This is a genomic window from Nitrosomonas nitrosa (assembly GCF_003051105.1).
GTDB lineage: Bacteria > Pseudomonadota > Gammaproteobacteria > Burkholderiales > Nitrosomonadaceae > Nitrosomonas > Nitrosomonas nitrosa.
On record NZ_QAOO01000011.1, the window covers coordinates 23,580 to 47,874 of the forward strand.

The 24,295-nt window shown below is 53.5% G+C and carries 24 protein-coding genes and 1 pseudogene; 11 read left to right on the forward strand and 14 right to left on the reverse strand.

Going from position 1 to position 24,295, the window contains the following annotated elements; translation table 11 throughout:
- Nucleotides 1-10 precede the first annotated feature (10 nt).
- The 8 genes from C8R30_RS07775 to C8R30_RS07810 form a co-directional block, all read right to left on the reverse strand.
- Nucleotides 11-787, reverse strand: coding sequence for an amidohydrolase family protein (locus C8R30_RS07775; protein WP_090668552.1), 777 nt, complete (start codon nucleotides 785-787; stop codon nucleotides 11-13).
- Entirely contained in the window at nucleotides 784-2,184 is a 1,401-nt protein-coding gene (locus tag C8R30_RS07780) for a trypsin-like serine peptidase (protein WP_107784049.1), read from the reverse strand. The genes C8R30_RS07775 and C8R30_RS07780 overlap by 4 nt, the downstream gene beginning before the upstream one ends.
- Nucleotides 2,181-4,124, reverse strand: a complete 1,944-nt coding sequence (locus C8R30_RS07785) for a peptidoglycan-binding protein (protein WP_107789905.1) — start codon at nucleotides 4,122-4,124, stop codon at nucleotides 2,181-2,183. The genes C8R30_RS07780 and C8R30_RS07785 overlap by 4 nt, the downstream gene beginning before the upstream one ends.
- Before the next feature lie 23 nt (nucleotides 4,125-4,147).
- Nucleotides 4,148-5,275, reverse strand: a complete 1,128-nt coding sequence (locus C8R30_RS07790) for an aminotransferase class I/II-fold pyridoxal phosphate-dependent enzyme (RefSeq protein ID WP_107789906.1) — start codon at nucleotides 5,273-5,275, stop codon at nucleotides 4,148-4,150.
- Nucleotides 5,276-5,286: 11 nt separating this feature from the next.
- Complete coding sequence (locus C8R30_RS07795) at nucleotides 5,287-7,110, reverse strand: hypothetical protein (protein WP_146162686.1); 1,824 nt, start codon at nucleotides 7,108-7,110, stop codon at nucleotides 5,287-5,289.
- Between the two features lie 296 nt (nucleotides 7,111-7,406).
- The gene (locus tag C8R30_RS07800) at nucleotides 7,407-8,768 is read right to left on the reverse strand and encodes a hypothetical protein (RefSeq protein ID WP_219908834.1); all 1,362 of its coding nucleotides are present in this window, start codon (nucleotides 8,766-8,768) and stop codon (nucleotides 7,407-7,409) included.
- A 5-nt stretch (nucleotides 8,769-8,773) separates the two neighbouring features.
- The gene (locus C8R30_RS07805) at nucleotides 8,774-9,460 is read right to left on the reverse strand and encodes a hypothetical protein (protein WP_107789908.1); all 687 of its coding nucleotides are present in this window, start codon (nucleotides 9,458-9,460) and stop codon (nucleotides 8,774-8,776) included.
- A 39-nt stretch (nucleotides 9,461-9,499) separates the two neighbouring features.
- The gene (locus tag C8R30_RS07810) at nucleotides 9,500-10,186 is read right to left on the reverse strand and encodes a hypothetical protein (RefSeq protein WP_219908836.1); all 687 of its coding nucleotides are present in this window, start codon (nucleotides 10,184-10,186) and stop codon (nucleotides 9,500-9,502) included.
- A 516-nt stretch (nucleotides 10,187-10,702) separates the two neighbouring features.
- Between C8R30_RS07810 and C8R30_RS07815 the strand changes: the two genes are divergently transcribed.
- From C8R30_RS07815 to pncC, 7 genes are all read left to right on the forward strand, one after another.
- The gene (locus C8R30_RS07815; RefSeq protein WP_090668571.1) at nucleotides 10,703-11,311 is read left to right on the forward strand and encodes a riboflavin synthase; all 609 of its coding nucleotides are present in this window, start codon (nucleotides 10,703-10,705) and stop codon (nucleotides 11,309-11,311) included.
- Between the two features lie 7 nt (nucleotides 11,312-11,318).
- On the forward strand, nucleotides 11,319-12,434 hold the full coding sequence (ribBA, locus tag C8R30_RS07820) for a bifunctional 3,4-dihydroxy-2-butanone-4-phosphate synthase/GTP cyclohydrolase II (RefSeq protein ID WP_090668574.1): 1,116 nt from the start codon (nucleotides 11,319-11,321) through the stop codon (nucleotides 12,432-12,434).
- Between the two features lie 61 nt (nucleotides 12,435-12,495).
- Complete coding sequence (gene ribH, locus C8R30_RS07825) at nucleotides 12,496-12,975, forward strand: 6,7-dimethyl-8-ribityllumazine synthase (protein ID WP_090668577.1); 480 nt, start codon at nucleotides 12,496-12,498, stop codon at nucleotides 12,973-12,975.
- A gap of 78 nt (nucleotides 12,976-13,053) precedes the next feature.
- The gene (gene nusB, locus C8R30_RS07830) at nucleotides 13,054-13,548 is read left to right on the forward strand and encodes a transcription antitermination factor NusB (RefSeq protein ID WP_090668580.1); all 495 of its coding nucleotides are present in this window, start codon (nucleotides 13,054-13,056) and stop codon (nucleotides 13,546-13,548) included.
- A gap of 65 nt (nucleotides 13,549-13,613) precedes the next feature.
- Complete coding sequence (gene thiL / locus C8R30_RS07835) at nucleotides 13,614-14,585, forward strand: thiamine-phosphate kinase (protein WP_090668582.1); 972 nt, start codon at nucleotides 13,614-13,616, stop codon at nucleotides 14,583-14,585.
- Nucleotides 14,566-15,111: a phosphatidylglycerophosphatase A family protein gene (locus tag C8R30_RS07840; RefSeq protein ID WP_090668585.1), complete on the forward strand. Its 546-nt coding sequence runs from the start codon at nucleotides 14,566-14,568 to the stop codon at nucleotides 15,109-15,111. Before thiL ends, C8R30_RS07840 begins: the two co-directional genes overlap by 20 nt.
- Nucleotides 15,112-15,120: 9 nt before the next feature.
- On the forward strand, nucleotides 15,121-15,636 hold the full coding sequence (gene pncC, locus C8R30_RS07845) for a nicotinamide-nucleotide amidase (RefSeq protein WP_090668588.1): 516 nt from the start codon (nucleotides 15,121-15,123) through the stop codon (nucleotides 15,634-15,636).
- On the opposite strand, the gene C8R30_RS07850 is transcribed toward pncC, so the two are convergent.
- From C8R30_RS07850 to C8R30_RS07870, 4 genes and pseudogenes are all read right to left on the reverse strand, one after another.
- Nucleotides 15,625-16,239 carry a YqhA family protein gene (locus tag C8R30_RS07850; protein ID WP_090668591.1) on the reverse strand — a complete coding sequence of 205 codons (615 nt, stop codon included), beginning with the start codon at nucleotides 16,237-16,239 and terminating at the stop codon, nucleotides 15,625-15,627. The two genes, pncC and C8R30_RS07850, sit on opposite strands and share 12 nt — an antisense overlap.
- Before the next feature lie 236 nt (nucleotides 16,240-16,475).
- A complete protein-coding gene (sucD, locus tag C8R30_RS07860) occupies nucleotides 16,476-17,363 on the reverse strand; it encodes a succinate--CoA ligase subunit alpha (protein WP_090668593.1) in 888 nt (295 codons plus the stop codon).
- 15 nt (nucleotides 17,364-17,378) lie between these two features.
- Nucleotides 17,379-18,563: pseudogene (locus C8R30_RS07865) on the reverse strand (malate--CoA ligase subunit beta); the annotation flags it as partial.
- Nucleotides 18,564-18,609: 46 nt separating this feature from the next.
- Nucleotides 18,610-19,560 (reverse strand): HpcH/HpaI aldolase/citrate lyase family protein, encoded by a 951-nt coding sequence (locus tag C8R30_RS07870; RefSeq protein WP_090668599.1) that lies wholly within the window; start codon nucleotides 19,558-19,560, stop codon nucleotides 18,610-18,612.
- A gap of 363 nt (nucleotides 19,561-19,923) precedes the next feature.
- Between C8R30_RS07870 and C8R30_RS07875 the strand changes: the two genes are divergently transcribed.
- From C8R30_RS07875 to C8R30_RS07885, 4 genes are all read left to right on the forward strand, one after another.
- Nucleotides 19,924-20,244 (forward strand): heavy metal-binding domain-containing protein, encoded by a 321-nt coding sequence (locus C8R30_RS07875; protein ID WP_090668603.1) that lies wholly within the window; start codon nucleotides 19,924-19,926, stop codon nucleotides 20,242-20,244.
- Between the two features lie 202 nt (nucleotides 20,245-20,446).
- Nucleotides 20,447-21,775, forward strand: coding sequence for a PhoH family protein (locus tag C8R30_RS07880; RefSeq protein WP_090668606.1), 1,329 nt, complete (start codon nucleotides 20,447-20,449; stop codon nucleotides 21,773-21,775).
- A gap of 61 nt (nucleotides 21,776-21,836) precedes the next feature.
- Nucleotides 21,837-21,986 (forward strand): hypothetical protein, encoded by a 150-nt coding sequence (locus C8R30_RS15875; protein ID WP_177182315.1) that lies wholly within the window; start codon nucleotides 21,837-21,839, stop codon nucleotides 21,984-21,986.
- Nucleotides 21,987-22,180: 194 nt separating this feature from the next.
- A complete protein-coding gene (locus C8R30_RS07885) occupies nucleotides 22,181-22,612 on the forward strand; it encodes a PGPGW domain-containing protein (RefSeq protein WP_107784037.1) in 432 nt (143 codons plus the stop codon).
- A gap of 43 nt (nucleotides 22,613-22,655) precedes the next feature.
- Here the strand turns inward: C8R30_RS07885 and xerC are convergent, their stop codons facing one another.
- On the reverse strand, nucleotides 22,656-23,573 hold the full coding sequence (xerC, locus tag C8R30_RS07890; RefSeq protein WP_107789909.1) for a tyrosine recombinase XerC: 918 nt from the start codon (nucleotides 23,571-23,573) through the stop codon (nucleotides 22,656-22,658).
- Nucleotides 23,554-24,249: a DUF484 family protein gene (locus tag C8R30_RS07895; protein ID WP_107784035.1), complete on the reverse strand. Its 696-nt coding sequence runs from the start codon at nucleotides 24,247-24,249 to the stop codon at nucleotides 23,554-23,556. Before C8R30_RS07895 ends, xerC begins: the two co-directional genes overlap by 20 nt.
- Between the last annotated feature and the right edge of the window lie 46 nt (nucleotides 24,250-24,295).

The window sequence follows — 24,295 nt, forward strand, 5'->3', positions numbered from 1 at the left end:
ATTCAATAGCTTACCTTACATTCGGATGTCGCTGACCAGCCGTTATCGCCTTGCGTCGCCAAGCCGTGCTGATCAAATTTTCAAAATTTCTTCCCAGAATCAAGCTTTCCTGGAAGGGCGGCAAGCGCAATGCCTTGATTTTGGCAAGTTCAACTCCCGGGTGTAGCCAAGGCCCATCCGAGCCAAATAAAAGCTTAGTCGCTCCTGCCCGTTTGACGGCTTGTTCCAGCAGATCAAAGCGCCGCACGCCAGCCGTATCCGCGTACATATTCGGATGGCGCACCAGTTGGTCAATCATGGCCAATTGAGCGCGCCAGTCATCGGCAAAGCTGCCAAGATGTGGAATGATAAAGTTGACGTCTGGATATTCCTGGGCCAGCAGTTCACAGACGGATACTTCACCCGCGACATCGTACAGTACCGGTAAAGCATAGGCCCGAGCGGCTGCACAGATCTCGCGTGTGATAGCCGCATCATGGCGATGAACCTTGATGCCGACGAATCCGTAGCGTTTAACGGCTATGCTGACCCGTTCGTGCACATGCCCCCGGTCTCGCTCGGCATGCACGAAGGCAAAACCGTAAAAGCGCTCAGGCTTGCTCGCGACAATGCGCGCCACTTGTTGGTTGGCGACGGCATAGTTCGAATGAAACGCAGAAAACAGCACTGTGCGATGAATCCCTGCTGCCATAGCGCGGCGCAAATAGTCCTGCAAGGGGGCTCGGGTGTCCCACGGCCCGGTTAAACCATCGCCCATACCGGCGTGGCAGTGGCAATCGATGATCATAAGGCGACGCCTCTCTTCGCGTCGTAGTCCTCGTTTATCCAGTCGCGTATCTGCCTGACCACCTGCCGCGTTAGCAAGACGCCGATTTTGGGGTCGCTCGTACAATCTTCGCCGACCTGTTGCGTCGTGCAGTCATCCAGGGCAGGGGGTGTTTCACAATTACCGCAACCGCCATGGTGAACTGCGATCAGATACCGTCTCTTTGATTTTTCATCCCAATACCAAACCGGAGACCCGCTGATGCCTTGGGAGGTATCGGCGGCATAGGTAATGAGTTGACGGACTGGCCGTTTCCTCGCAGTTGGACTCGCACTTCTGACCATGGCTGGGACAAGTATAGGCCGACCGTTGTCATGTTTTCGATAACCGCAAAGATTGAGTGCTTTCCCAGTCAGTGTCTGGATGCCGTGTTTGGGTAAGGCTTCCACGGGCAGCAATAAAGTGTCGTCTACTTTCCCTTTATTGCCCCAGAAGCTCAGCATCTTATTCTTTAGTTTGCCAAACCTTCGATATGCGATGGGTGGATTGGGCAACCTGATTAGGCCGAAATCGAAGCGTGGGTCGAATTGGCTGGACCGCCAATGGGGGTGTGATTGCCAATCGATGGGCTTTGTCTTTGACCACGAGAAGGGAGTCCGCAAGCCATCAGCGCCGGCAGCAACATTGATGGTGAGTACTTCGGCTGGCGTAGTGGGATCGTTTGCCCAATTCGCGTCAAAAACATGCGCGGCCGTGAGCACGTGTCGCGGGCCGATGAGCGTGCCGGTCGCAAATGATTGTTTGATCTTCCCATCTGGCTGTTTTAAAAACACCCGCAAGCGGCATATCCATCTGAACGGCACTTTCGTCATATCGATATGACGTCGCGCCGACAAGTGCCCAAAAGCGCTTTCTTCGCCCCATTCCCGTTGGGGCTGACGCGGGTCGACCGGTTCGTCAAAACTGTCGACCGCGGTACCGAGACCCAGGAAGGGGTGAATATACGTCACCGGCGGTATCCAGATCGTGGCGAAGCATTTCCTGTCACCACAGGTGAAACGGGGCAAGAACGAAATCACGCCTTTCCCGAAATATTTGCGTTCGAAAGCATTTCCGGGTGGCCGCCAGAATTTCATATTCAATGGATGACTGTTGATGGTTTGTGCACGCTTCAGGCGTTCCGCGCCAGACTTGAGACCATACGCGCGTCCCGCCGTTTCGAGAAGCCCGCCTCCACCATACTTGATTTTGTAAAAGTGGCCTGGAACGGGGGTATCGCTCATCAAGGAATTTACTTGCTCAAACTGGAAGCCGTCACTCGCGATCCCTGGCCCTGGAGGGTTGAACGAACCGAACGGCCCGCCCGTTTTACCTGGCGGATTTTCCAGTCCCAATTCCACCAACCCCAAGGTGTTCATTTCAGCTCCGGAGTCTCGTCAGAGCAGAACACTCCGCACGAGAACGATCCAGTCCCGCTCATGCTCGTACGTTTGCAAGGGCTCCATCTTTGAGACTTCGGAAGCCATACCCAGCAACGCGTGACGACCGTTCCGCTCAACCCGCTGGAGGGACCAGTAAATTGCTGACACATGCCCTGGCAAAAGTTTTTCGCGTTCGCTGCCGTCATAAGTGAAGGGCCCTGTTCCTGGAGACGTCGAACATTACCCTTCTTCGGACGTAACCAGACGTCGAAATAGTACCAATTTTTCTGATCACGGTGTGTTTCGAACTCGTCGGCACTGCTTTCGGCATTGGACGCACTGAATGGAGATTCCGGCTCGAATTCATCTAACATGGCCACTTCTCTTAACCCACTTGAATAATCTTGCGATGTGGCGGAATTCATCAAACTGCTCGCCGGTGCTCTCAGCACAACGATCTTGTCGCCACGGCGCAGCCATCGGCCATGTTGCGCTGCTGTGCCAGGCATCCCGAATCGGCCGGACTCACTCAAGTGAAGATAAGGCAGATGTTTCTGAGCCGCATTGATAATCGCTTCGTTAACGGCCATTTCCGCATCGATATCGGGCGACGTCAGCGCTGCTTGGCGCATTGCTGTGCCTGCAATACGGACAAAGCGCCGCGCCCTTTCCAATTCTGCTTCTTCCGCGTTCAAGCCGCTGACTTCAAGTTCCAGTGCTTTGCTCAGCGCTGATCCCACGGCGCCACCGATTGCCGTACCGACGCCCGGTATTGGAATGAAGGAGCCCAACACTTTGCCCGCGACTGGCAGCGCTACTTTTGCCAGGGATTTCAGCCCTTTGCCTAGGACAGGCAGTACTCTTTTGCCGATGAAGCGGCCTGCTTTCTTGAGGCCCCGGCCTATGCCTTTGAACAACTTGCCAAGAAACTGATCCAGTTCTTCCTCGCTGGAAATCGAGAGCAACTCCGCAGCGAGTTCGATTTCTTCCGATTCACTGAACGGGCTTGCCAGCGCCAATTCGAGCTCGCGATCATTGGTAACCAGACCCGTTGGATTGAGGGTGGCCCGAAGACTCTCTTCGATCGATTTGTGTTGAGGCGTTGGATACCAGCAAAAAGCATAACTGTCGGGATCAAGACCATGGGATCTGATTTGTCGATGGTGCACTCTCATTCGTACATACAGATTCCCGGTCTGGCCCACATAGCCGATGTGGCCACTGGGCGAACGATTGCGGAAAATGAGGAGATATACCCCCCCTTGTTGAGGTGCATTGTTCCATTGCGACAAGGGATAACATCGTTTGCTGTCCCATAAGGTCTGGTGTTTTGCTTTCATGCGGCGGACGAGCGTTTGAAAATGGGCTTGAAAGTCTGCAGGCAATTCCATTTCCAGCCACTCGTTCTCGTAACCCGTGCCCAATTCCATTTCCGCTGCTGATAGTTCGCCACCCCGCCTTTCACAAGCGGATCTCAATGCTTCTTCGGTATCGGGACCGGCAATGCCGGTTGTCCTGAGTCCCTGCTGCTGTTGAAAGCGCCTGATGGCACTGCGCGTTTCCGGCCCTATGGTGCCGGTCACCGGCAATTGCGTGTCCAGCGCCTGATTTAGGCAGTCTTGCAGCCAGCGCACTCGCTCTGAGCCCACCGGTCCCGACTCGATCGGATAGGGTTCGCTCGTGATACCATAAGGTTCGCGTATCACCCCCCAAGGCCGCCGCCGTCCCCTCGGAGCAGGACGGGGCCGGGCAAGCGGTGGGCGTTGACTTCCTTTCGGGCGCAATCCCAGCCGAGCACGCGAGCCTGCGTATCGACGCCCGCCACCATAAGCGCCCCGCCGCCCCCGTTCGCCTTCCTCTTCCTCTTCAAATAATTCACTCTGCAATTCGGGTGCGATTTCGAAAGGTATCGTTTCAAAGCTGAATTCTTGGTTCATGATTCACCTCTTAAAAATGTGGTTTATCCTCTTGGCTGGCAGGCCAAAACTGGCCGCCCCTTGGGTGCTTCAATATTTGTGGGCGCTTCGATTTCATGAGCTAATGCATCCAGCATGTCGATGCATTGATCGATCTCCTCGGCACGATGCCGTGCCGTGAGCAAAAAACTTAAACGGGCTGCTCTATTATGGCGTGGCCGGGTTAATACGGTTTGCACACCCCACTGCGCAAGACGTTGATGCAGCCGTATCGCAGCTTTTTCCGTGATGCCGCACAAGGTCTGCACGGGAAACCAACCGCCCGTGGAAGACCATCCAATGCCCGCCAATCCACTGCGGAATTGCCCCACTCGCTGTGCCAGCCTTTGTCTCAGCAGATTACCCTGAAGTCGGTTGACGGCCAACGCATGAATGGCGGCCTGGATGACAGCCACCGAAGGTGGACTGCTATGGACGCGCGTGTCGCTCGCGGCCGTAAAGCGCTTGAGCAAACGGTCACTCCCAGTCAGCACTGCTACCGGCACTCCCAATCCTTTGGCCAGTGAAGAACCCACCAGAATGTCCGGGCCGGTATGCCCACTCCAGCGCAAAATACCTCCCCCACCAAGACCATAGGGGCGATGCAATGCGGGGGCTTCTCCCAAGACACCGAGTGCCTGCGTGTCGTCCAGCACTAGGAGACCGTCGAAACGCCTGACGATGTCCAGATAGTCACCGATAGGCGCTGCCGTACCACAGGCGGGACAGAAGCCATTGGCGACGACCACTGGATATTTCCTGTTACGCGCCTGTCGCGTAATTTTGGTCAAAAGCGCATTGGCGTCGTGGTGGCGAAAGGGGTGAATAGCTACCCCTCTTGCACTTAAACGCACCATGCCCCAGCGAGCAATCGCATAAGTACCCTCATCCAGATACAACGTCACAGGTTGTCGGCACAGCATCCCGAACAAATCCCAGAACAGATGCAAGGTAGAAGGCATCAGCACGCCTCGCTCGCACCCTTGCAATCGTGCCAGTTTCTGAGCGACTTCCGCAGCGCCAGGCGGCTCGGCTAGTGCAGCCGGCATACCCAAGGTGAGCTGCTGCCAAGGCTGCAGCAGCCGGCTTGGGTGATGCAATCCAAGGTAGAGTGCCGAGGTGAAGTCGATCATGACGGCGCATCTCAGCTTGCCCGTTGTTGGCTCGCCAGCCGCTTCTGCAACAACACCGATGGCAAGGTGGAATCCACGCGTGCATTCACTGTTGGATCAGCCGATAGATCCACGCCCGTTGCAGCACGGTAAGCATGGATATAGCCTTGCACCTGGGGTCGGAAGAACCGTGCCCAATTGAGTGCCTTCACCGGTTCGAATTCATCGCTCCAGTGGCCCCAGCGGATGGAAAGCAGCAGCTGCTCGCCGAACATGCCCAGGTTGCGGAAGTGCAGCACGCTGGTGTCGGTCCATCCCTGTAGTTTCTTCATGGCATCGACACGATCCATCCACGGCTCGGGGTAAGCCACCATGATGCGGGTTGGCAGCAATTCCCGGAATTCGGGGCGTGCGAGTAGCCACTGCTGCATCAGCATTTCGATGCGAGCAGTCGATGGCAAATCACCGAACTGGTTGTGCGCACCCTGGGAAAGAATCAAATGCACTTCCTTGAGGGCATTGAGCACCGGGAAGGCATCCGCCTTGACCGTGGTATCGTCATCCTGCTTATAAAAGACGGTGCACAAGCGCAACAAGTGGTGGAAGGCTTCCAGGAATTTCGAACGTGTGTCCACCGGGCGAAAATCCTGCACGGCTTTGCCCTCTAGCCGCAAACCGTAATGATGATCGTATTCGTAGTTGCGGCGACTGATGGTCAGCCGATGTTGCTCATCCTGAATGTAGCTCCAGAGCAAATTGTTGAGTGGGCGCAGAGGATCCATTTCTAAGTTGGCGAGCGGATCCTGCATGGACGAGCGTATATTCTGAAAACGTCGAGACAGCGCATTCATCGTTTGCACCAGCATGCCCTCTTCGTGCCAGTAAGACCAAATCAGCTCCAAAAAGCAAGGGTTGGCGAGTTTTTCTTGCAATAAACCGAAGCAATTATCCAATTCCCTGCCGGGTACGGCGTCTTCAAATGTGCCTGATTTAATCGGGATATCAGGGAGCTTCCGTCTGATAATGGCCAGGTAGGGTAATACATCGCCATTGCCATCGACGCCAACCAGGTAATCGTTGTTGAAGGCGTTGCGTAGCCCGTTCTGTGGAATCGGTAGGTCTCGTCTATCGAGATAGGCGTTATCGCTATCCGTGTCGAACGGTTGCAATTCATCCTGAAGAACGCCGCAATTCACCATTACGAACGCTTCAGTTGCCGCTTTTACGACGCGATAGGTATCGGAATCAGTAAAGGACAGGAAACGTCTGCTGATAAGCTTTCGATATTCGCTATCCTTGAGAGGGAAACGATTGGCTTCAAAACCCGGCGCAGGCAGCTTGCCGCCACAGAAAATCCAGTCCATGAAACTGAGGTACTTGTTAAACGAAAGCGCGTCCGTACTATTGCGGATCGCTGTCCAGAACGCAGTGTCCTCCGTGAAAGAAGTCTCGGTACGCGTCATGGTGGTGATCGTTTTGATTTCTCCGGAAATGGCCTGCCTGGGTGGATCCTCGGAGTTAACCGTACCTGGAACATCCATTTCCATCGCGGGGCCACTCGCTTCGCCATCAGCGGGCAATCCTGTTACTGACAGCAGTATTCTGTTGATACCCGCCTCGGTGGGAGTAAACAGTATTTCCCGGTTATCGGCATCCACCAGCGTCAAAGTGGCCTTGCCGTCGGGAGCACGCCAGCGCAGCTTGCTGATGCGGTTCTTCATGACATTCTCATCGCCAATATCCGCGATCAGGTGCAGAGGGCTGCCTACTGTTGTTTGATTGCAATCAATCAATGTGCAGTCAGCCAGTGCCTTCTTCGGATTGATCTTCACATTGATGGGATCCTCGAAACACACGGATGAGGTGCATCCGCATTCCACTACCACAGTTTTCGGATCAAGATCGTTGAAAGATTTGCAGGAGAGGGTGTAAGTCCCTGCTGGAACGCCGGTAAAGACGCAGCATCCATTCTTGTCGGTGTATGCAGATTGGAATAGCTCTCTTGCTTGTGCAGATTTTTTAGCCGCGCCGGGTTTTTCCATGGCGTAGCCTTTTTCTATGGTAACAAGCGCCCCGCGGATCGGTCTTTTATCTTCACAATTGCCCGTTACCTGAACTGTAATGGTGCCGGCTGATGAATCTTCTATGGTTTTCATGTCATTCTCCTGAGTGAATAATTAATAAAACGGTTTTGCTGAAACTGAGCCGTTACCGGTAATTGGCGAGGGCCGGATCGCATCGAGCAGTCAGCGGCTGTTTGCAAGGTGCTGCTGAGTGCCCAGTGGGTCAGCAATTTACCCAGAATGGTGCTTTCCTGTTCCGGGCTCAGGCGACTGTCAGCACGCGCCTGGCCGATCACGGCAAAGACCAAGGTAGGGGGGGCGCGGTACATTTTCGACGGATCTTGTTGCCAGAGCCTGAAGAGCGCTTGCAAATGATGGGGTTGACGGTTCCATACCTGTAAGGCTTCAGCCAAACTGCGGCCCCGCAGGCATTTTGGCCGGTGGTTGATCAATAGTGCGACAAAGCCAGGTAACGTTGCCTGTAAGGCGTCATAGTTCTGCCGTTGTGCAGCATTCAGCCCGCTTAGCGGGTAAAACGCCTCCCACAATCTGGCCAAGCGTTCCCATTGCGGGTGGGGATAGAGCGCCTCACCTATGGCGCAACTCAGCTTGACGCGAATCCAAGGTGGAGGGTGCGGATCATCCCGATTCAAGTGAAACACGAAGGCGCGCGGCAAGCTGACAACCCCCATGAGGCCCAGGGTAGATGCGATGCCGATACGGGAAACCGACCAAAGGTCAGCCACGATTTCAGAAATCCACCGCTCCCATAACGACCAGACGGCACTGTGCGAGCCGCTACCGCGTTGCATACCCTGCAGAACGGGCCGCAGTGAATTCGCGAGATTGAGCAGGGCGGCAGCCTGATGACCGACCTCGTGAATCAGCGAAGAGGCGATGCCACTGCCAATCATCCGTTCGCGCGGCACGCGTATCACCGCTACCGGATTTTCACCACCGCCTGGCAAACGTGTTCGTGCACGTCGGATAGCGGCTCCGGCGCCACGATCGAGATAGCAGATGACAGGCGGCACCTCGTAATAATGACCGGGTAGTGCCAGAGCATCGGCAGAAACGACATCCAGTCCAGAAAGCCAAACGCCGGTTTCATGCTCGCTGCGTTGCGTCAACACATCGTTGAACAAATCAAACTGGGTCAGCACGGTATTGAACCTGAGCCGCAGAAGCGAAAACAGTCGCTGCGCTTGCGCTGGGCTGGCGCTTTGAGCGGATGGGCTATGCAACCAGCGGATATAGCGCTCAATCAATCTCCTGAGCTCCCGCCGGCCTTTTGTGAGATGCTGTTCAATACTGATTTGTGCTGCTGGTAAGATAGCCGCCGCCGGCACCATCGTTTCATGCAATGCGAAAGGCTTGATGCGTTTCAATCGGGTCATTAAGGCGCGAGCTTCCTGCTCGAGCATCCATGTGGCGTAGGAAACGGCGGCCATGATGGTCAAGCCCCAAACAAAATGATTTTGTTGCCGCGACGCAACCAACGTCCGCTTTTTGCACCGCGTCCACAAGTGGGGCAAGCTGTCCCCATCATGCCGCCAGGCGTGACGGTAGGGGCACTACTTGTCAGGCCTGGCGCAAGCTGACGGGCGGCAGCCAGTACGGCCGATTGCGCCACCGCTCTCGGATTGGCCGTCGGCGGTGCGGAGGCTGCGTTTTTAGCGGCCGTACCGGCAAATTGAACAAATCTTTTTGCGGCTTCGTATTCTTGGTCTTCCAGACTCAATCCTTCCAACTCCAAGCCAAAGATTCGGCCGGCAGTGGACGCAACCTGGCTGCCTAATTTGGCGCCGCTACTGCCCCCGAAATAGCCGCCTATGGCGCTGCCAACCATGGGGAAGGCTTTTTTGGCAGCGCCTTTCAACAGTCCGCCGAGTTGTTGACCTACCGGTGACTTGATAAACTGGCCCGCAGCGCGGCCAGCTCTTTTAATGAGGTTGCCCAAGAACTGATCCAGTTCAGCTTCGCTATTGATCTCCAATAGCTCGGCTGTGAGTTCCATGGCTTCTGCTTCATTAAAAACACCTGCTTCAGCACCCCATTCGGCTTCATCGTATTCGTATTGTTCGTGTTCATAGCTCTCCAACTCAGAGTCGGTTTCCAGAGTGGTGCGGTCGATATCGTGCATGGTGTAATCCTCCTCGAAAAATATATGACTAGGTAGGGTTCAGGCATTGAGGATGATGATGTTGCGGCCTCGCCGAATCCATCGCCCACTACTCCGGCCCTTGCCCATCGATGCACTTGTACTTGTGCCAGCACCTAACAAGGCAGGCGCAAATTTTCGCGCGGCTTTAGCGGCGGCTGCTTGAGCTGCTCGTCGTGGATCGGTAGACGCAGGTGCTGAAACCGCATTTTTGACGGTATTTGCGGCAAACCGGACGAATTGCTTGCCGCCTTCGAATTCACGGTCTTCCTGGCTGAGCGCTTCTAGTTCAAGTCCCAGCGCCTTGCCTGCCGCTGAGGCAAGACCACTGCCAATCTTGGCGCCCAACGGGCCGCCGAAATAGGTGCCCAAGGCGCCACCTGCAATCGGTAAGGCTTTTTTGGCCACACCTTTGAGCACCCCGCCTACCGCCCGTCCGATGGGCGATTTCACCACCTTCTTGATGGCGCTCCCCGCCTTCTTGATCAATTTGCCTAGAAAGAGATCGAGTTCCTCTTCGTTGGTGACTTCCATGAGCTCGGCAGTCAACTCCATTACCTCGCTCTCGTTGAATACTTCGCCCCATTCGGCTTCTTCAAACTCGAATTGCTCGAATTGTTCATTCTCAAACTGTTCGCTCTCGTATTGTTCGCTCTCGAAGCTGCTCATTTCAGGATCGAATTCGAATGTGTTTTCGCTTTCATACATGGCTGATTCCTCCAATTGTCAGGTTTGCCGTCACAGTCCGGCCGATGGCTGAATCACTCATCGGGACCGGTGCTTACGCGTTTTGGGTTTGCTCTCGTCAGGGCAACCCGCATAACTTTGGTTGCCTTCACAATAAATAGAAGCAAGTAGCGTGCCAGAAATAGTTGTAACTCGACTTTCCGGCTGGTAAGTTGATCAATTCATTGGAAATGTTGTGAAATAATCGATGAGTTACTGGTCATGGCAGAAAAGTGGAAACCTATGCGTTGGCGAAGCAGGTTTCGCTCGATGCCATAAATAGGGTTTGCAAGACGAAAAATATTTCGGCAAAGTCGGATTGGGTCGATTAGATATGCAGCCGTTACGCGAGATGGCGTATGCTGTAGTTTGTTTTGGCAAAAATCCCCATTGGAGAAAGTGCGCGCACACACGCAGTGATGACCCGCACAGGGTTCGATCATAGGGATCGTTCAGAGCAAGCAACGTGTATTTACTTCATATTCAGGAAACGAAAAGATGTTTACAGGTATTATCGAAGCCGTCGGAGAGATTAAGCAGATTACCCCGAAAGCCAATGCGCTCAGCCTGCATATTGCACCAGGCAAATTGGATATGAGCGATGTCAAGATCGGTGACAGTATTGCGGTCAGCGGCGTTTGTTTGACGGTCACTTCACTGGCCGACAATAGGTTCACCGTCGATGTTTCTGACGAGACGTTACGCTGTACGCACGGCCTGAATAGCGTCCACAATCTCGTCAATCTGGAAAAAGCGATGCGGCTATCGGATCGCTTGGGAGGACATTTGGTAAGTGGCCACGTGGAGGGTGTCGGTGAAGTGATTCAATTCGAGCCGGTTGGCGAAAATATCCGTTTTGTGATCAAATCGCCTGCAGCACTGCTAAAATATATTACTGTGAAAGGATCGCTAACGGTCAACGGTGTCAGTCTGACGGTCAACCAGATCGATGGCGACCACTTGGAGATCAATCTCATCCCCCATACCTTAGCCGAAACGAATCTGAAACATCTCAAACCGGGTGAGCGAGTCAACCTGGAATCGGATATGCTGGCACGTTATGTCGCGCGTCTGATGGATGTGGCTTCACCAACCCTAAGCAAGTAAAAAAACTATGACAATTAGCTCCATCGAGGAAATCATCGCTGACTTCAAGACCGGAAAAATGGTCATTCTCATTGATGAAGAAGATCGTGAGAACGAAGGTGATTTGGTGCTGGCTGCGGATTTCGTCACAGCCGATGCCATCAACTTCATGGTCAAGTATGGCCGTGGCCTGGTATGTTTGACCCTGACCGAAGAGCGCTGTCATCAGCTCAAATTGCCGCTGATGGTCTCCGCCAATTATTCGTCGCATGGGACGAATTTCACCGTATCGATTGAAGCGGCGAGCGGTGTGACAACCGGTATATCCGCAGCAGATCGCGCCCGTACCATCCAAGCCGCAGTGAACAGCGATGCCAAACCCGAAGATATCGTCCAACCCGGCCATATTTTTCCGCTGAAAGCGCAGAAGGGGGGCGTATTGGTGCGCGCGGGGCATACCGAGGCAGGCTGTGACTTGGCGCAGATGGCAGGATTGACACCGGCTGCGGTGATTTGCGAAATCTTGAAAGATGATGGCGAAATGGCGCGCTTGCCCGATCTCATCGAATTTGCGGCGCAACATCAACTCAAAATTGGCACCATTGCCGATCTCATCCATTACCGAAGTTTGACGGAAAGCTTGGTCACGCGTGTGGCCGACCGTCCCATCCAAACCATTTATGGTGAATTCCGCCTGACGGCCTACCACGATAAAACCGCCAATACCACGCATTTGGCGCTGGTGAAAGGCACGCTTCATCCCGAGAATGAAGTGCTCGTGCGCGTGCACGAACCGCTGTCCGTGATCGATGTGCTGGATATCGAAGACAACACCCATTCTTGGAGCATCAATGACGCCATGCGGATCATTGCAGAAACGGGACAGGGTGTGATCGTATTGCTCCATCGCAAAGGCGATGCGGCCGTGCTAACCGAACGTTTGTTGCAAATGAAAGCGCAACGTCCTGATTCCGCCAAGACCGATTTGCGTGATCATGGCATTGGTGCGCAGATCCTGAAAGATCTCGGGGTCGGTAAAATGCGGCTGCTGGCCACACCCCGCAAAATGCCCAGCATGACAGGATTTGGCCTGGAAGTGACCGGCTATCTTGAAACCCAGAATAAACCTACCGCTTTGCGGTAGAATTGAAACTTTTTGTTGAATCTTTTTCCTTAAATTTTTTAGCACGCTTACTGGAGCCAGCATGGCGTATTATGACAACATTCCCGAACAAGAAACGAACCTCGATGGTGCCGAGCTTCATATTGGCATCGTGATGAGCCGCTTCAACGTTGAAGTGGGCGAAGGATTGCTCGGTGCCTGTACCGAAGAATTGGCAAAGCTCGGGGTGCAAGCTTCGAACATCCTGCTGATCACGGTACCGGGTGCGCTGGAAATTCCGTTGGCACTCCAGAAAATGGCCTTATCCGATCAATTTGATGCGCTGATCGCATTGGGTGCCGTCATCCGTGGAGACACCTACCATTTTGAAGTGGTAGCGAACGAATCGGCCGGAGGGGTGGTTGCTGTTCAGCTCGATACCGGCATTCCGGTGGCAAATGGCATTCTCACGACGGACACCGATGATCAGGCTCTTGCCCGGATGACGCAAAAAGGTATCGATGCCGCGCGCGCTGCGGTTGAAATGGCGAATTTGCTGGCAAAGTTCGATGAATTGACATGAATAACGTGACCGCATACCTCCATCCATTTGTGGGGCAGCACTCACCACAGCTCGTTCGCATACTTTAAGCAACTTTCCATGGCGGCTATACAATCAACCCCTCCTGCAAAAACAGGCTTTAAATACAAGAAGCGCCGTCATCTGTCACGTGAACTGGCGCTGCAGGGTATTTATCAATGGCGAATTGCGGGGGGTGAAGCAAGTTTTATCGAAGACCAATTGCGGGAAACGAGTATTTATTCGAAAGTAGAAGAAGCTTTTTTTTCGCGCCTATTTCTCGGTACAATCAACAACGCAACGATGTTGGAACAGCAAATCCAACCCTATCTCGATCGCGCGATGGCTGACCTCAGCCCTGTCGAATCGTCCATACTCCTTCTCGGTACGTATGAACTCATCCATCATGTGGAAATTCCTTATCGCGCCATTATCAACGAAGCGATAGAGCTGGCCAAAACCTACGGCGGAACGGATGGCTACAAATACATCAATGGCGTACTGGATAAACTTGCGACAAAGTTGCGTGCTGTCGAAGTGCAATCGCAAGCCAGGAAGAAGGAGGAATCCCCATAAACGTTTGTGATCGTTGTTGCCTGGCAGAAGTGGGTTGATCACCTGCAGGCTATAATAGGTAAGGCGTGAATTCCGAGTTTGATCTCATTCGTCGCTACTTTACTCGGCCGATTCATCGGGCGGTATTGGGTATAGGGGACGATGCCGCGTTGATCGCTTGTGACCCTGGTATGGATTTAGCCATCTCCACCGATACATTGGTCGCGGATCGGCATTTCTTTACCGATACGGATCCGGGCAAGCTCGGCCACAAAGCGCTGGCGGTCAATTTGTCCGATATGGCCGCCATGGGCGCGACACCGCGTTGGGTTACGCTCGCGCTGACGTTGCCGGTCGATCGGATACAAAGCCAGCCGGACTGGCTGGAAGCGTTCATGCGGGGTTTTTTTTCGCTGGCAAATGCCTACCAGGTGGAGCTGATTGGTGGTGACACCACCCGCGGCCCCTTGAATATCGGCGTTCAGATCATCGGCGAAGTTGCCAAGGGCAAGGCGCTGAGAAGAAGCACCGCATTGCCTGGAGATGACATCTGGGTTTCTGGGCAATTGGGCGATGCCGCAATGGCACTTGCGCATCTGCAACGGCGCATCGAGCTCGATCCGGCGGAATTGGCAGCCTGCCTGCCTGCTCTGCTCACGCCCACGGCACGTGTCGAACTCGGGCAGCAATTGATCGATCTTGCTCGCAGTGCGATCGACATTTCCGATGGTTTGCTAGCCGATCTTGGGCATATCCTGGAATGCTCCCACACTGCCGCAACGGTCTATTTAGCAAAAATTCCCTGCTCAACCGTTGTAAAAAAACACATGGCAACAGCATTGGCAGTTGACTGCTTACTGGCGGGGGGCGATGATTATGAACTGTGTTTTACCGCACCCGAATCCAAGCGAGTTGAGATCATGCAGCTAGCGCAACAATTGGCTATCCCTTTGTCCTGCATAGGAGAAATCACCGAAGGCGAAGGCTTGCGCGTGCTTGATTCGAACGGTAATGCCCTAACATACGAGAAAAAAGGCTATGACCACTTCCTTACCTGAACCCTATCAATCCAATTTCAAGCTTCCCCCTTTGCAGCCTGATATGGCGTTCGTGCACAGCCGTTTCGCGCACTTCATCGCATTCGGCGGGGGGGTCGGTTTAAGCCGGTATGCGCCAGGCACCATGGGAACGCTTATCGCTTTTCCAATCTTCTGGACGCTCAATTCGATGTTCGAGCCCATCGCGCTATTGCTGGCGATCGATATTTTTTTCATTGCCGGTATTTGGGCTTGCAGTGTGACTGGCAAAGCGCTGAACGCTCACGACCATTCGGGCATGGTATGGGATGAAATCGTCGCGTTCATGCTGGTGCTTTATTTCATTCCCGATCATTGGTTGTGGGCAATCGCCGCCTTCATCTTATTTCGTTTCTTTGACATTCTCAAACCTCCGCCGATCAAGTATTTTGAACGCAAGCTGCGCGGTGGGCTCGGCGTCATGTTCGATGATTTGCTCGCTGCTTTCTACACTTTGCTTTGTCTGGCTGGCTGGAAATCACTCGTGTTATTCGAAAGCTATTTTTAACAATCTGAAATGAAGTGCGATGATCAAACACTGCAAGTGCTTGCCCAGGAAGTAGGGGCTGCCCTTGCTGGGCGGGGGTGCTGGCTGGTGAGCGCGGAATCGTGCACGGGGGGATGGATAGGGCAGGCTGTAACATCCCTAGCAGGCAGCTCGGCTTGGTATGATCGTGGATACATTACCTATAGTAATCAGGCAAAGCAGCAAATGCTGGGCGTACAAGCGATCACCTTGGCTCAACATGGCGCCGTCTCCGAGCAAACTGCGCAAGAAATGGCGGCGGGCGCGCTCAAAATGAGTGCGGCGCAGGTAGCTGTGGCTGTCACGGGTATTGCGGGCCCTGGTGGGGGATCGGCAGACAAGCCGGTCGGTATGGTTTGTTTTGGATGGGCGCTCAAACAGGGCCTCGCCAGAACGCGAACCTGCTTTTTTTCAGGAGATCGGGAAGCGGTCAGGCGGCAAGCCGTGGCCACCGCCTTGTCTGGTCTGCTCGAACTACTGAACGAATTACCGCCCTCAGTGGCCTGATTCCGTCCTGCTTTGCAAGGTCGAAGCCATCAGTCGATCCGTGTAGGCAATCGCCACCGCGGATAGCAAGAACGTAATGTGGATAGCCGTTTGCGCAATCAGTGTTTTCTCGTCATAAGCGCTGGCATTGATAAACGTTTTCAGTAAATGAATCGACGAAATGCCGATGATGGCCGTGGCCAGTTTGATTTTCAATACGGACGCATTGACATGCGACAGCCATTCCGGCTGGTCAGGGTGACCTTGCAGATTCATGCGCGATACGAACGTCTCGTAACCACCGATGATGACCATGATCAACAGATTGGAAATCATTACCACATCGATCAGACCCAATACCACCAGCATGATCGCAGTTTCGGTGATTTTTAGAGGCGCATCGTCATCTTCCGGAGAAACACTATGCAGAATATGCTGCAGTGCATCTTTGTCACCCATGATCGCGCCCATCAAGTCGGTCAGTTCGACCCAGAAATGGAAAACATAGATGCACTGTGCGAGCACTAGCCCCAGATAGAGCGGCAACTGCAACCAACGGGATAAAAACAAAAAGCGTGCGATCGCTGAAATTCTTTTTTTGTCAGTATTTTGATGGATATCCATATGTCGTCAAATCGGTTACTTTTTTGGTTTTGCGTAGGATTGTGCTGTGGCAAAGGTCAGGCTCAAGCGAATCGATCAGGCTGCTTGCGGAGCCTGATCGATAGCTTGATAACCGACTATTGCCAATTGCGCAGCAAAATCAGATTGTCATGTAGCTTTCATCCGCTTTCTTCTCATGAAAGAAGGTCGGGATATCAAATTTTGCTGGACGATGAATAGAGACTAGCGATGAAACACTAAAGACGAGCCAATACTTCCGCGACCGTTTGTCCCATCAACGCAGGGGTGGGGCAAATGGTGACACCCAATTCCTTCAGGCGTTCGACTTTTTCCGCGGCGCTCTCGCCAGCGGTGGAAATAATTGCACCCGCATGGCCCATCCGCCGCCCAGGGGGTGCGGTCAATCCGGCAATATAGGCGATCAAAGGCTTGCTCATGTTTTCTTTGGCAAAAATACCCGCTTCCACTTCTTGCGGCCCGCCGATTTCACCGATCATCAAGGCCACTTTGGTTTCGGGATCTTGCTCCAGTTTTTCCAGTACATCGCGGTGCGAGCTGCCGATGATAGGATCACCGCCAATCCCGACCGAGGTCGAGATTCCGATACCGAGCCGGCGCATTTGGTCTGCCGCCTCATAGCCGAGCGTTCCCGAGCGCCCGACGATGCCCACATTGCCGCGTTTATAGATATGGCCAGGCATAATGCCTAACATGGCCCGCTCCGGGCTGATGGTGCCGGAGCAATTCGGGCCGGTCAGCATCATGCGTTTCGCTTTAGGGAATCGGCGTAAAAAGCTTTTGACCGTCATCATATCCTGAGTCGGAATTCCATCCGTGATGGAAACACAATATTGGATGCCTGCATCGGCGGCTTCCATAATCGAATCCGCTGCAAAGGCGGGCGGTACGAACACGATGCTCGCTTCCGCACCGACTTGCTCGACCGCTTCTTTCACGGTATTGAAAACCGGCAATCCCAAATGCGTCTGTCCGCCCTTGCCCGGTGTTACGCCACCGACCACGTTGGAACCATATTCGATCATCTCCTGCGCATGAAAGGTACCAATCCGGCCGGTAAAGCCTTGCACGATGATGCGCGTTTTTTCGTCAATTAAAATAGCCACTCTGTCTGTTCTCCCTTACCCTTGTTTTGCAACCATTTCGTCGCGTGCCCGGACCACTTTCTCTGCTGCATCCGCCAATGTTTCTGCCGTAATGATCGGTAAGCCGCTGTCAGCAATGATGCGGCGGCCTTCTTCGACGTTGGTGCCGGACAAGCGTACGACCAGCGGCACTTTCATGTCGATATTGCGCACAGCCTGAACGACCCCTTCGGCGATCCAGTCGCAGCGATTGATGCCGGCAAAAATATTGACCAACATCGCTTTGACGCCTTCATCCGCGAGTACTAAGCGGAATGCTTTCTCAGTCCGCTCCGCCGACGCGCCGCCGCCTACATCCAGAAAATTGGCCGGCTCCCCGCCTGCCAGTTTGATCATGTCCATGGTCGCCATCGCCAAACCCGCGCCATTGATCATGCAGCCGATATCACCATCCAGCCCGACATAGCTCAAACCGGCTTCTGCGGCGGCCACTTCGCGTGGATCGATTTGCGTGTTGTCACGCAATTCCGCGATTCGATGGCGGCGGAACAAAGCGTTCTCGTCGAAACTCATTTTTGCGTCCAACGCCATCAACTCATTGTTTTTGGTTACGACCAGCGGATTGATTTCCAGAATATTGGCGTCCAGGTCACGCAAGGCGCGGTAGCACCCTTTGATGGTCTTGACCGCGTGATTGAGCAAGTCTTCGCCGAGACCCAAGGCAAACGCCATGGTGCGCGCCTGAAAATCCTGCAGCCCGACTGCCGGTTCTACATAGATTTTGATGATGGCATTGGGGTCGGTGACGGCCAGGCGTTCGATTTCCATACCACCCTGGGCCGAACCGACCATGATGACACGTTCATGGCTGCGGTCGATCATGAACGATAGATAAAGCTCTCTGGCGATTTCCGTGCCAGCCTCGACATATAGCCGGTTACAAATCTTACCGGCCGGGCCGGTCTGATGCGTGACCAGTTTTTTGCCCAAAAGCGCCTCAGCGGCCGCCTCTACTTCATCATGTGTCCGGCAAACTTTGATGCCGCCTGCTTTGCCACGGGCGCCAGAATGAATCTGCGCCTTGATGACCCAGACACTTCCATCGATTTCCCGGCAGCGCTGCACGGCTTCGTCGACCGTATAGGCCAAGCCGCCCTCTGCAATCTTGACGCCATACTCAACCAGGATTTCTTTTGCCTGATACTCGTGAATATCCAATGTCTTTCTCCCTTTTCTTTCAAAGAACTATCAATCAGCCGACTGTGGGCTATTTATTTTTTGCGGCAATCGCTTCGGCTGCTTTCACAATGTTATTGGCCATTCTTTCCGAAGCGGCATCGATCAGACGACCATCGAGCGAAGCGGCGCCTTTGCCCTGGGCGGCAGCTTCTTTCAACGCAGCCAGGATGCGTTTGGCTTTTTCGATTTCTGCGGCGGGCGGTGTAAAGACCTCATTGGCCAGCGCAATTTGTGTGGGATGGATGGCCCATTTGCCTTCGCAACCCAGCGCAGCAGCCCGTTTGGCTGCCAGCTTGTAGCCCTCCGGATCCTGAATATCGCCAAAAGGTCCATCGATCGGCCGCAACCCAAAAGCGCGGCATGCGACGGTCATGCGGCTGATCGCTGCGTGCCACTGATCGCCGGGATAATCGGGATTGAGCCCGCCAATGTTGGTGGTGCGGGCGCGGTTACTGGCTGCATAGTCGGCCACGCCGAAATGCAGCGCTTCCAGCCGTCCGCATGCCCCACTACGCGCGATATCCTCGACATTCGCCATGCCCAGCGCCGTTTCGATGAGCGCTTCCAGCCCGATGCGGTTTTTGAGTCCTTGCTGCATTTCCAGTTGGCTGACCATGGCTTCCACCATGTAAACGTCGGCATAAACACCGACTTTCGGGATCAACAGGGTATCGATTTTATGCCCTGCCTGTTCGACCAGATCGACCACGTCCCGCACCATATATTGCGTGTCCAGCCCGTTGATGCGTACCGACAGCGTAATGCCGTGTCCTTTCCAGTCGAGATCGTTGATCGCCTGAATGATGTTTTTCCGGGCCTGTAATTTATCGTCGGGCGCAACAGCGTCCTCCAGATCCAGAAAGATGAAATCCACGCCGCTTTTCAATGCCTTCTCAAACATTTCCGGGCGCGAACCGGGTACGGCCAACTCGCAACGCTGCACGCGCTGAATCTTGGTTTCATATAGTGTGTGACTCATTTTTCCTCCAATAAATAAAATAAATCGATACGTCAGTAGCGCTGAATCAAAAGCGGGAAGCGGAAGCGAAACATGCTCGGGATTTTGTTGAAGCTATCGATAAAGCGTGAGAAAAGAATGGTTGGCGCTGGCCATTCCTGTTGGTTTTTTTTGTATGCTCAAGCTGATATTTTCCGGATAATCGAGGTGAATGGTTGTTCAAATCGGGTGCAATTATATCACTGGCTGGTATCGGATTTGAGTTTGTCTCATGGAATGGATACGAACAATCAACCATGCTCGGCAGATTGCCGGTAATTGGAAAAACTGAGTGGCGCTTGGCCATGTCATCGTAAATTCATAAAATCAAGGAGAAAATTGATCATGCTACTTACCACCACGCCCCATATCGACGGGAAGCGCGTTACGAAATATTGTGGCATCGTTGCCAGCGAAGCTGTGCTCGGTGCGAATGTATTGAAAGATCTTTTTGCCGGGATTCGCGATTTTGTCGGCGGGCGTTCAGGCACCTACGAGAAAGAGTTGCAGCGTGCGCGCGATTATGCGTTGGAAGAGCTGCAAGAGCGCGCCGAGGAACTCGGCGCCAACGCAGTCGTTGGCATCGACATCGATTATGAAGTGCTCGGTAAGGAAAATGGCATGCTGATGGTATCGGTCAGCGGGACGGCGGTTTTCGTCGAATAGTCACTGTCACCGCGGCAGGGGTTACCCCACCTTGCCGTGGTAAATTATAGGCAAGCAAATGAGCAAATAGGGGTCGTGCCCGCCTTGAGCCGTTGGCTATGGGCTGGTCAAATTTTTAGATGGTTTTCCTGCTTGGAAAGGGTGTATATTTTTTCTATTTCTTTCTATTTCCTTTGACGGCTTCCAGCTGACAATTAAAATCATGGCGAAACACGCTAAAAAAATCTACGTGCTCGATACTTCCGTGCTGCTGTTCGATCACAATGCCATCAAGAATTTTGAAGAAAACGATGTCGCCATCCCCATTACCTGTCTGGAGGAGTTGGATCGCTTCAAGGTCGGCAATGAGATGAAAAATTTCGAGGCACGGGAGGTCATCCGCTTTCTGGACAAGCTGTCGGGAAACAATGGTTTGAGTGACTGGATTCCGCTTGGACCCAAGCAAGGAAAGTTGAAGATCGTCATGTCCAACCTGGTCAGCGGCATGGATGCTGAAGAAATCTACGGTAAAGGAAAAAACGATCACAAGATCATCAATGCCGCCCTTACGCTCGCGCAGGCCGAAAAAACGGCCAAGGTGGTTCTGGTCACCAAGGACATCAATTTGCGGTTGAAAGCCAAAGCGATCGGCTTGCCTTCCGAAGACTATGAAACGGGCAAGGTCAAGAACGTCAAAAATATTTCGACCGGCTTTCCCGTGATCGAGCACGTCGCGCCCACTATCATCAGTGCGCTGTATCACAAAGGCAGCGTGGAGGAAGCCGGTTTGCTCGGCAGCCACAAAATCGCCAATGGCTATTATATTCTCAAAAGCGGCAGCGACTCGGTGCTGGCGCGCTACCATCAAGCGACCGACACCGTCGAGCGGGTTGAAAAAAGCTATGTCTACAACATCAAACCCAGAAATGCCGAACAGGCTTTCGCAGTCAATGCGCTGTTGAACGACGAGATCAAGCTTGTCGCTCTGCAAGGGGTGGCGGGTACCGGCAAAACCCTGCTGGCGCTCGCATCGGCGCTCGAGCAAAAAAATAAATTCAACCAGATCATCCTCGCGCGGCCGGTCATCCCGTTGAGCAACCGCGAAATCGGCTTTTTGCCGGGCAGTGCGGAAGACAAGATATCGCCCTATATGCAACCCTTGTGGGATAACCTGACCTATATCAAAAGCCAGTTTCGTGCAACCGAGCGAAAATCCAAGGTATTGGACGACATGGAAGAAAGCGGCAAGCTTTCCATCACCGCGCTCGCTTTCATTCGCGGGCGCAGCCTGTCCAATGTCATGTTTATTATCGATGAAGCGCAAAACCTGACGCCGCACGAGGTGAAAACGATCATCACCCGGGCGGGCGAGGGTACCAAGGTCGTGTTCACGGGGGATATCAACCAGATCGACACGCCTTATATGGACGAGCAATCCAATGGGCTGACTTACCTGATCGACCGCTTGAAAGGGCATGCATTGTTTGCGCATATCCGTCTGGAAAAGGGCGAGCGCTCGGCCTTGGCCAATCTGGCTAACGAATTGCTGTAGCCATCGCTTTGGAAACAAAATACTTTTGACTATTGAAAAAAATCTCTCACAGGAGCCGCCTATGAAAGTAGAAGTGACCGTTGAACTGGATATCAATCTGTCCAAGGCCAGTATCGAAGATATCAAGAAATTGCTGGAAGAAATGATGAACCCGACCAAATTCGACGCGCTGGAAGCGATCACGATCAAGAATATCAAACTGGGCATTTAAGCGGCGATCGCACACACGATTGGCACAAACCCCTAGGGTATATACTCATCGCACCTCAAAATTCAGCACCTATACCTGCTCCCGCTGGGAGAAGGTTGGATGAGGGATGATAAAAAATTGAATTTTGAGGTGCGAAGCGTATATATAGTGCATCGGTTTATGCTTGCCCCGAGCGATAGCGTGAGAGACACGTCATGAATGAGCTATATTTATATATTCAACAATGGATTCCGCTGCATGTGCTGATCGGTTTTACCATCGCATCGATTGTCGGTTTGATTGGTTCCGTGATCACGATCCCGATCATTCTGATCCGTTTGCCCGCGGACTATTTTGACACGCGCATCCCGCGCTACTGGATGAAAGACCATCATCCGGTACTGCGTATCATCGGCCTGATCCTCAAGAATTGCGTCGGTTCGGTATTCTTGGTGGCGGGTTTTATCATGCTGTTTTTGCCTGGACAAGGCATTCTCACCATGTTGATCGGCATTTCCTTGCTGGATTTTCCTGGAAAGCGCGAACTGGAAGCCAAAATCGTCGGCCGGCCCGGCATATTGAAAGCGATCAACGCCATGCGCCATAAATTTCATAAACCGCCTTTGATACTGGCCCCCGATCGTTAGTATTCCCGCTGAGAGACTGTGAAAATGAAATTTTGCTAAAAAATCAGCGGACAGGCTTGTTTTTCCGCTTTGCACGCGGATGCGCGCTGTCGTAAATTTTGGCGAGATGTTGGAAATCGAGATGGGTATACACCTGCGTGGTGCTGATATTGGCATGCCCCAGCATTTCCTGCACGGCACGCAAATCTCCGCTCGATTGCAGCAGGTGAGAGGCAAACGAGTGCCGCAATGCATGGGGAAAGACAGGGTTATCGAGCTGTTGCCGGGCGGCGCGGGCTTGCAAGCGGTATTGAACCGCGCGCGGGCTGATCGGCTTGCCTTGGCGCGAAAGAAAGAGTGCGTTTTCTTCCTGCGCTGTCATCCCTTGCCGTAACGCGAGCCAAGCCTGTAACGCCTGCAGCGCAAAGCGACCCACCGGTACGATGCGGGTTTTGCTGCCTTTGCCGTGCACCCGCACCGTGCCATCCGCAAAATCGATATCTTTGGGCGTCAGCCCGGTCAATTCCGCTAGACGCAGGCCGGATGAATAAAACAATTCGAACATCGCGCGGTCGCGCACTTCGAGCAGATCGCCAGGATCGAACGCCATGAGCTTGGCGGCTTCCTCCGGCGAGAGGGCATGCGGTAAATTTCCGGGCGATTTGGGGACGCGCACGCCCAGGCACGGATTGTCGCTGAAACTATGATGGCGGATCAAATAGCGGTAAAAACTGCGCCAGGCGGAGAGCATGCGTGCGAGACTCCTGCCGGAAAGTCCGCTCGCATGCAGTTTGAACACGAAATGGCGAATATCGTGCATGTGCAATGCGCGCAACGGCTTACCTGCGGAATGGTGCAGCAAAGCGGCCAGGTCACGTGCGTAGCTTTTTTCGGTCAGCGGCGAAAACCCCCGTTCTTGGGTCAAATGCGCGAGAAAGGCGCCGACCAGTGCTGCCGGGTCGTCAGGATTGGGGGGGGGCATGTGCTGGCAGGTCGATACGATAATCGGTCAGCCGGGCGAGCGTGCTCGCGATCAGCTCGCCCAGCCGTTCCAGATAAAGCGTGCCCATATCGGGATAAAACCGCTCCAATGACGGGCTGCCCATCGCCAATAAACCGATGGGCTGATTCCTGCGAAGTGGAATCAAGGAAAAAGACTGCAAACGCTTGGCATCCTGCCCGAACCATTGTTTGATCTCATCTGCCAGCAGCGATCCGCAATAAGGTCTTTTCATGTTATCGATCAGGACGCGCACTGCATCGCTGACCGGTGTGAATTCGAGGCGCGGTTTTTTGCGGCTGATCTCGTACGGAAACCATAACCGGATGACCGCATGAGAGATGGAAAAATCATCCCGTAAATGATCGTACAAACCTTGCAGCATCGTTTCCAGCGTATTGAACGAGATGAGTGCCACGGTGAGCCGGTGCATTTTCTCGCCGATGGCGTCGTTGTTTTCGCCAATACTGATCAATTCATGCAGCCTCTGCTGCAATTGACCGTTTTTTTCCCGCAATGACGCGATCTGCCGCTCACTGATCGAGATCGCCCGGCCGTCGTAAGGATGCGGGATCCTGATTTCAGCCAGCATTTCGGCATAATCATCAAAAAATTGCGGATTGTTCCGCAGATAAAAGGCAACTTCTTCCGGTTTCATAACTCGCTCTGATGGATTCTTGGAAAAAAGAGGATATTAACGTAGA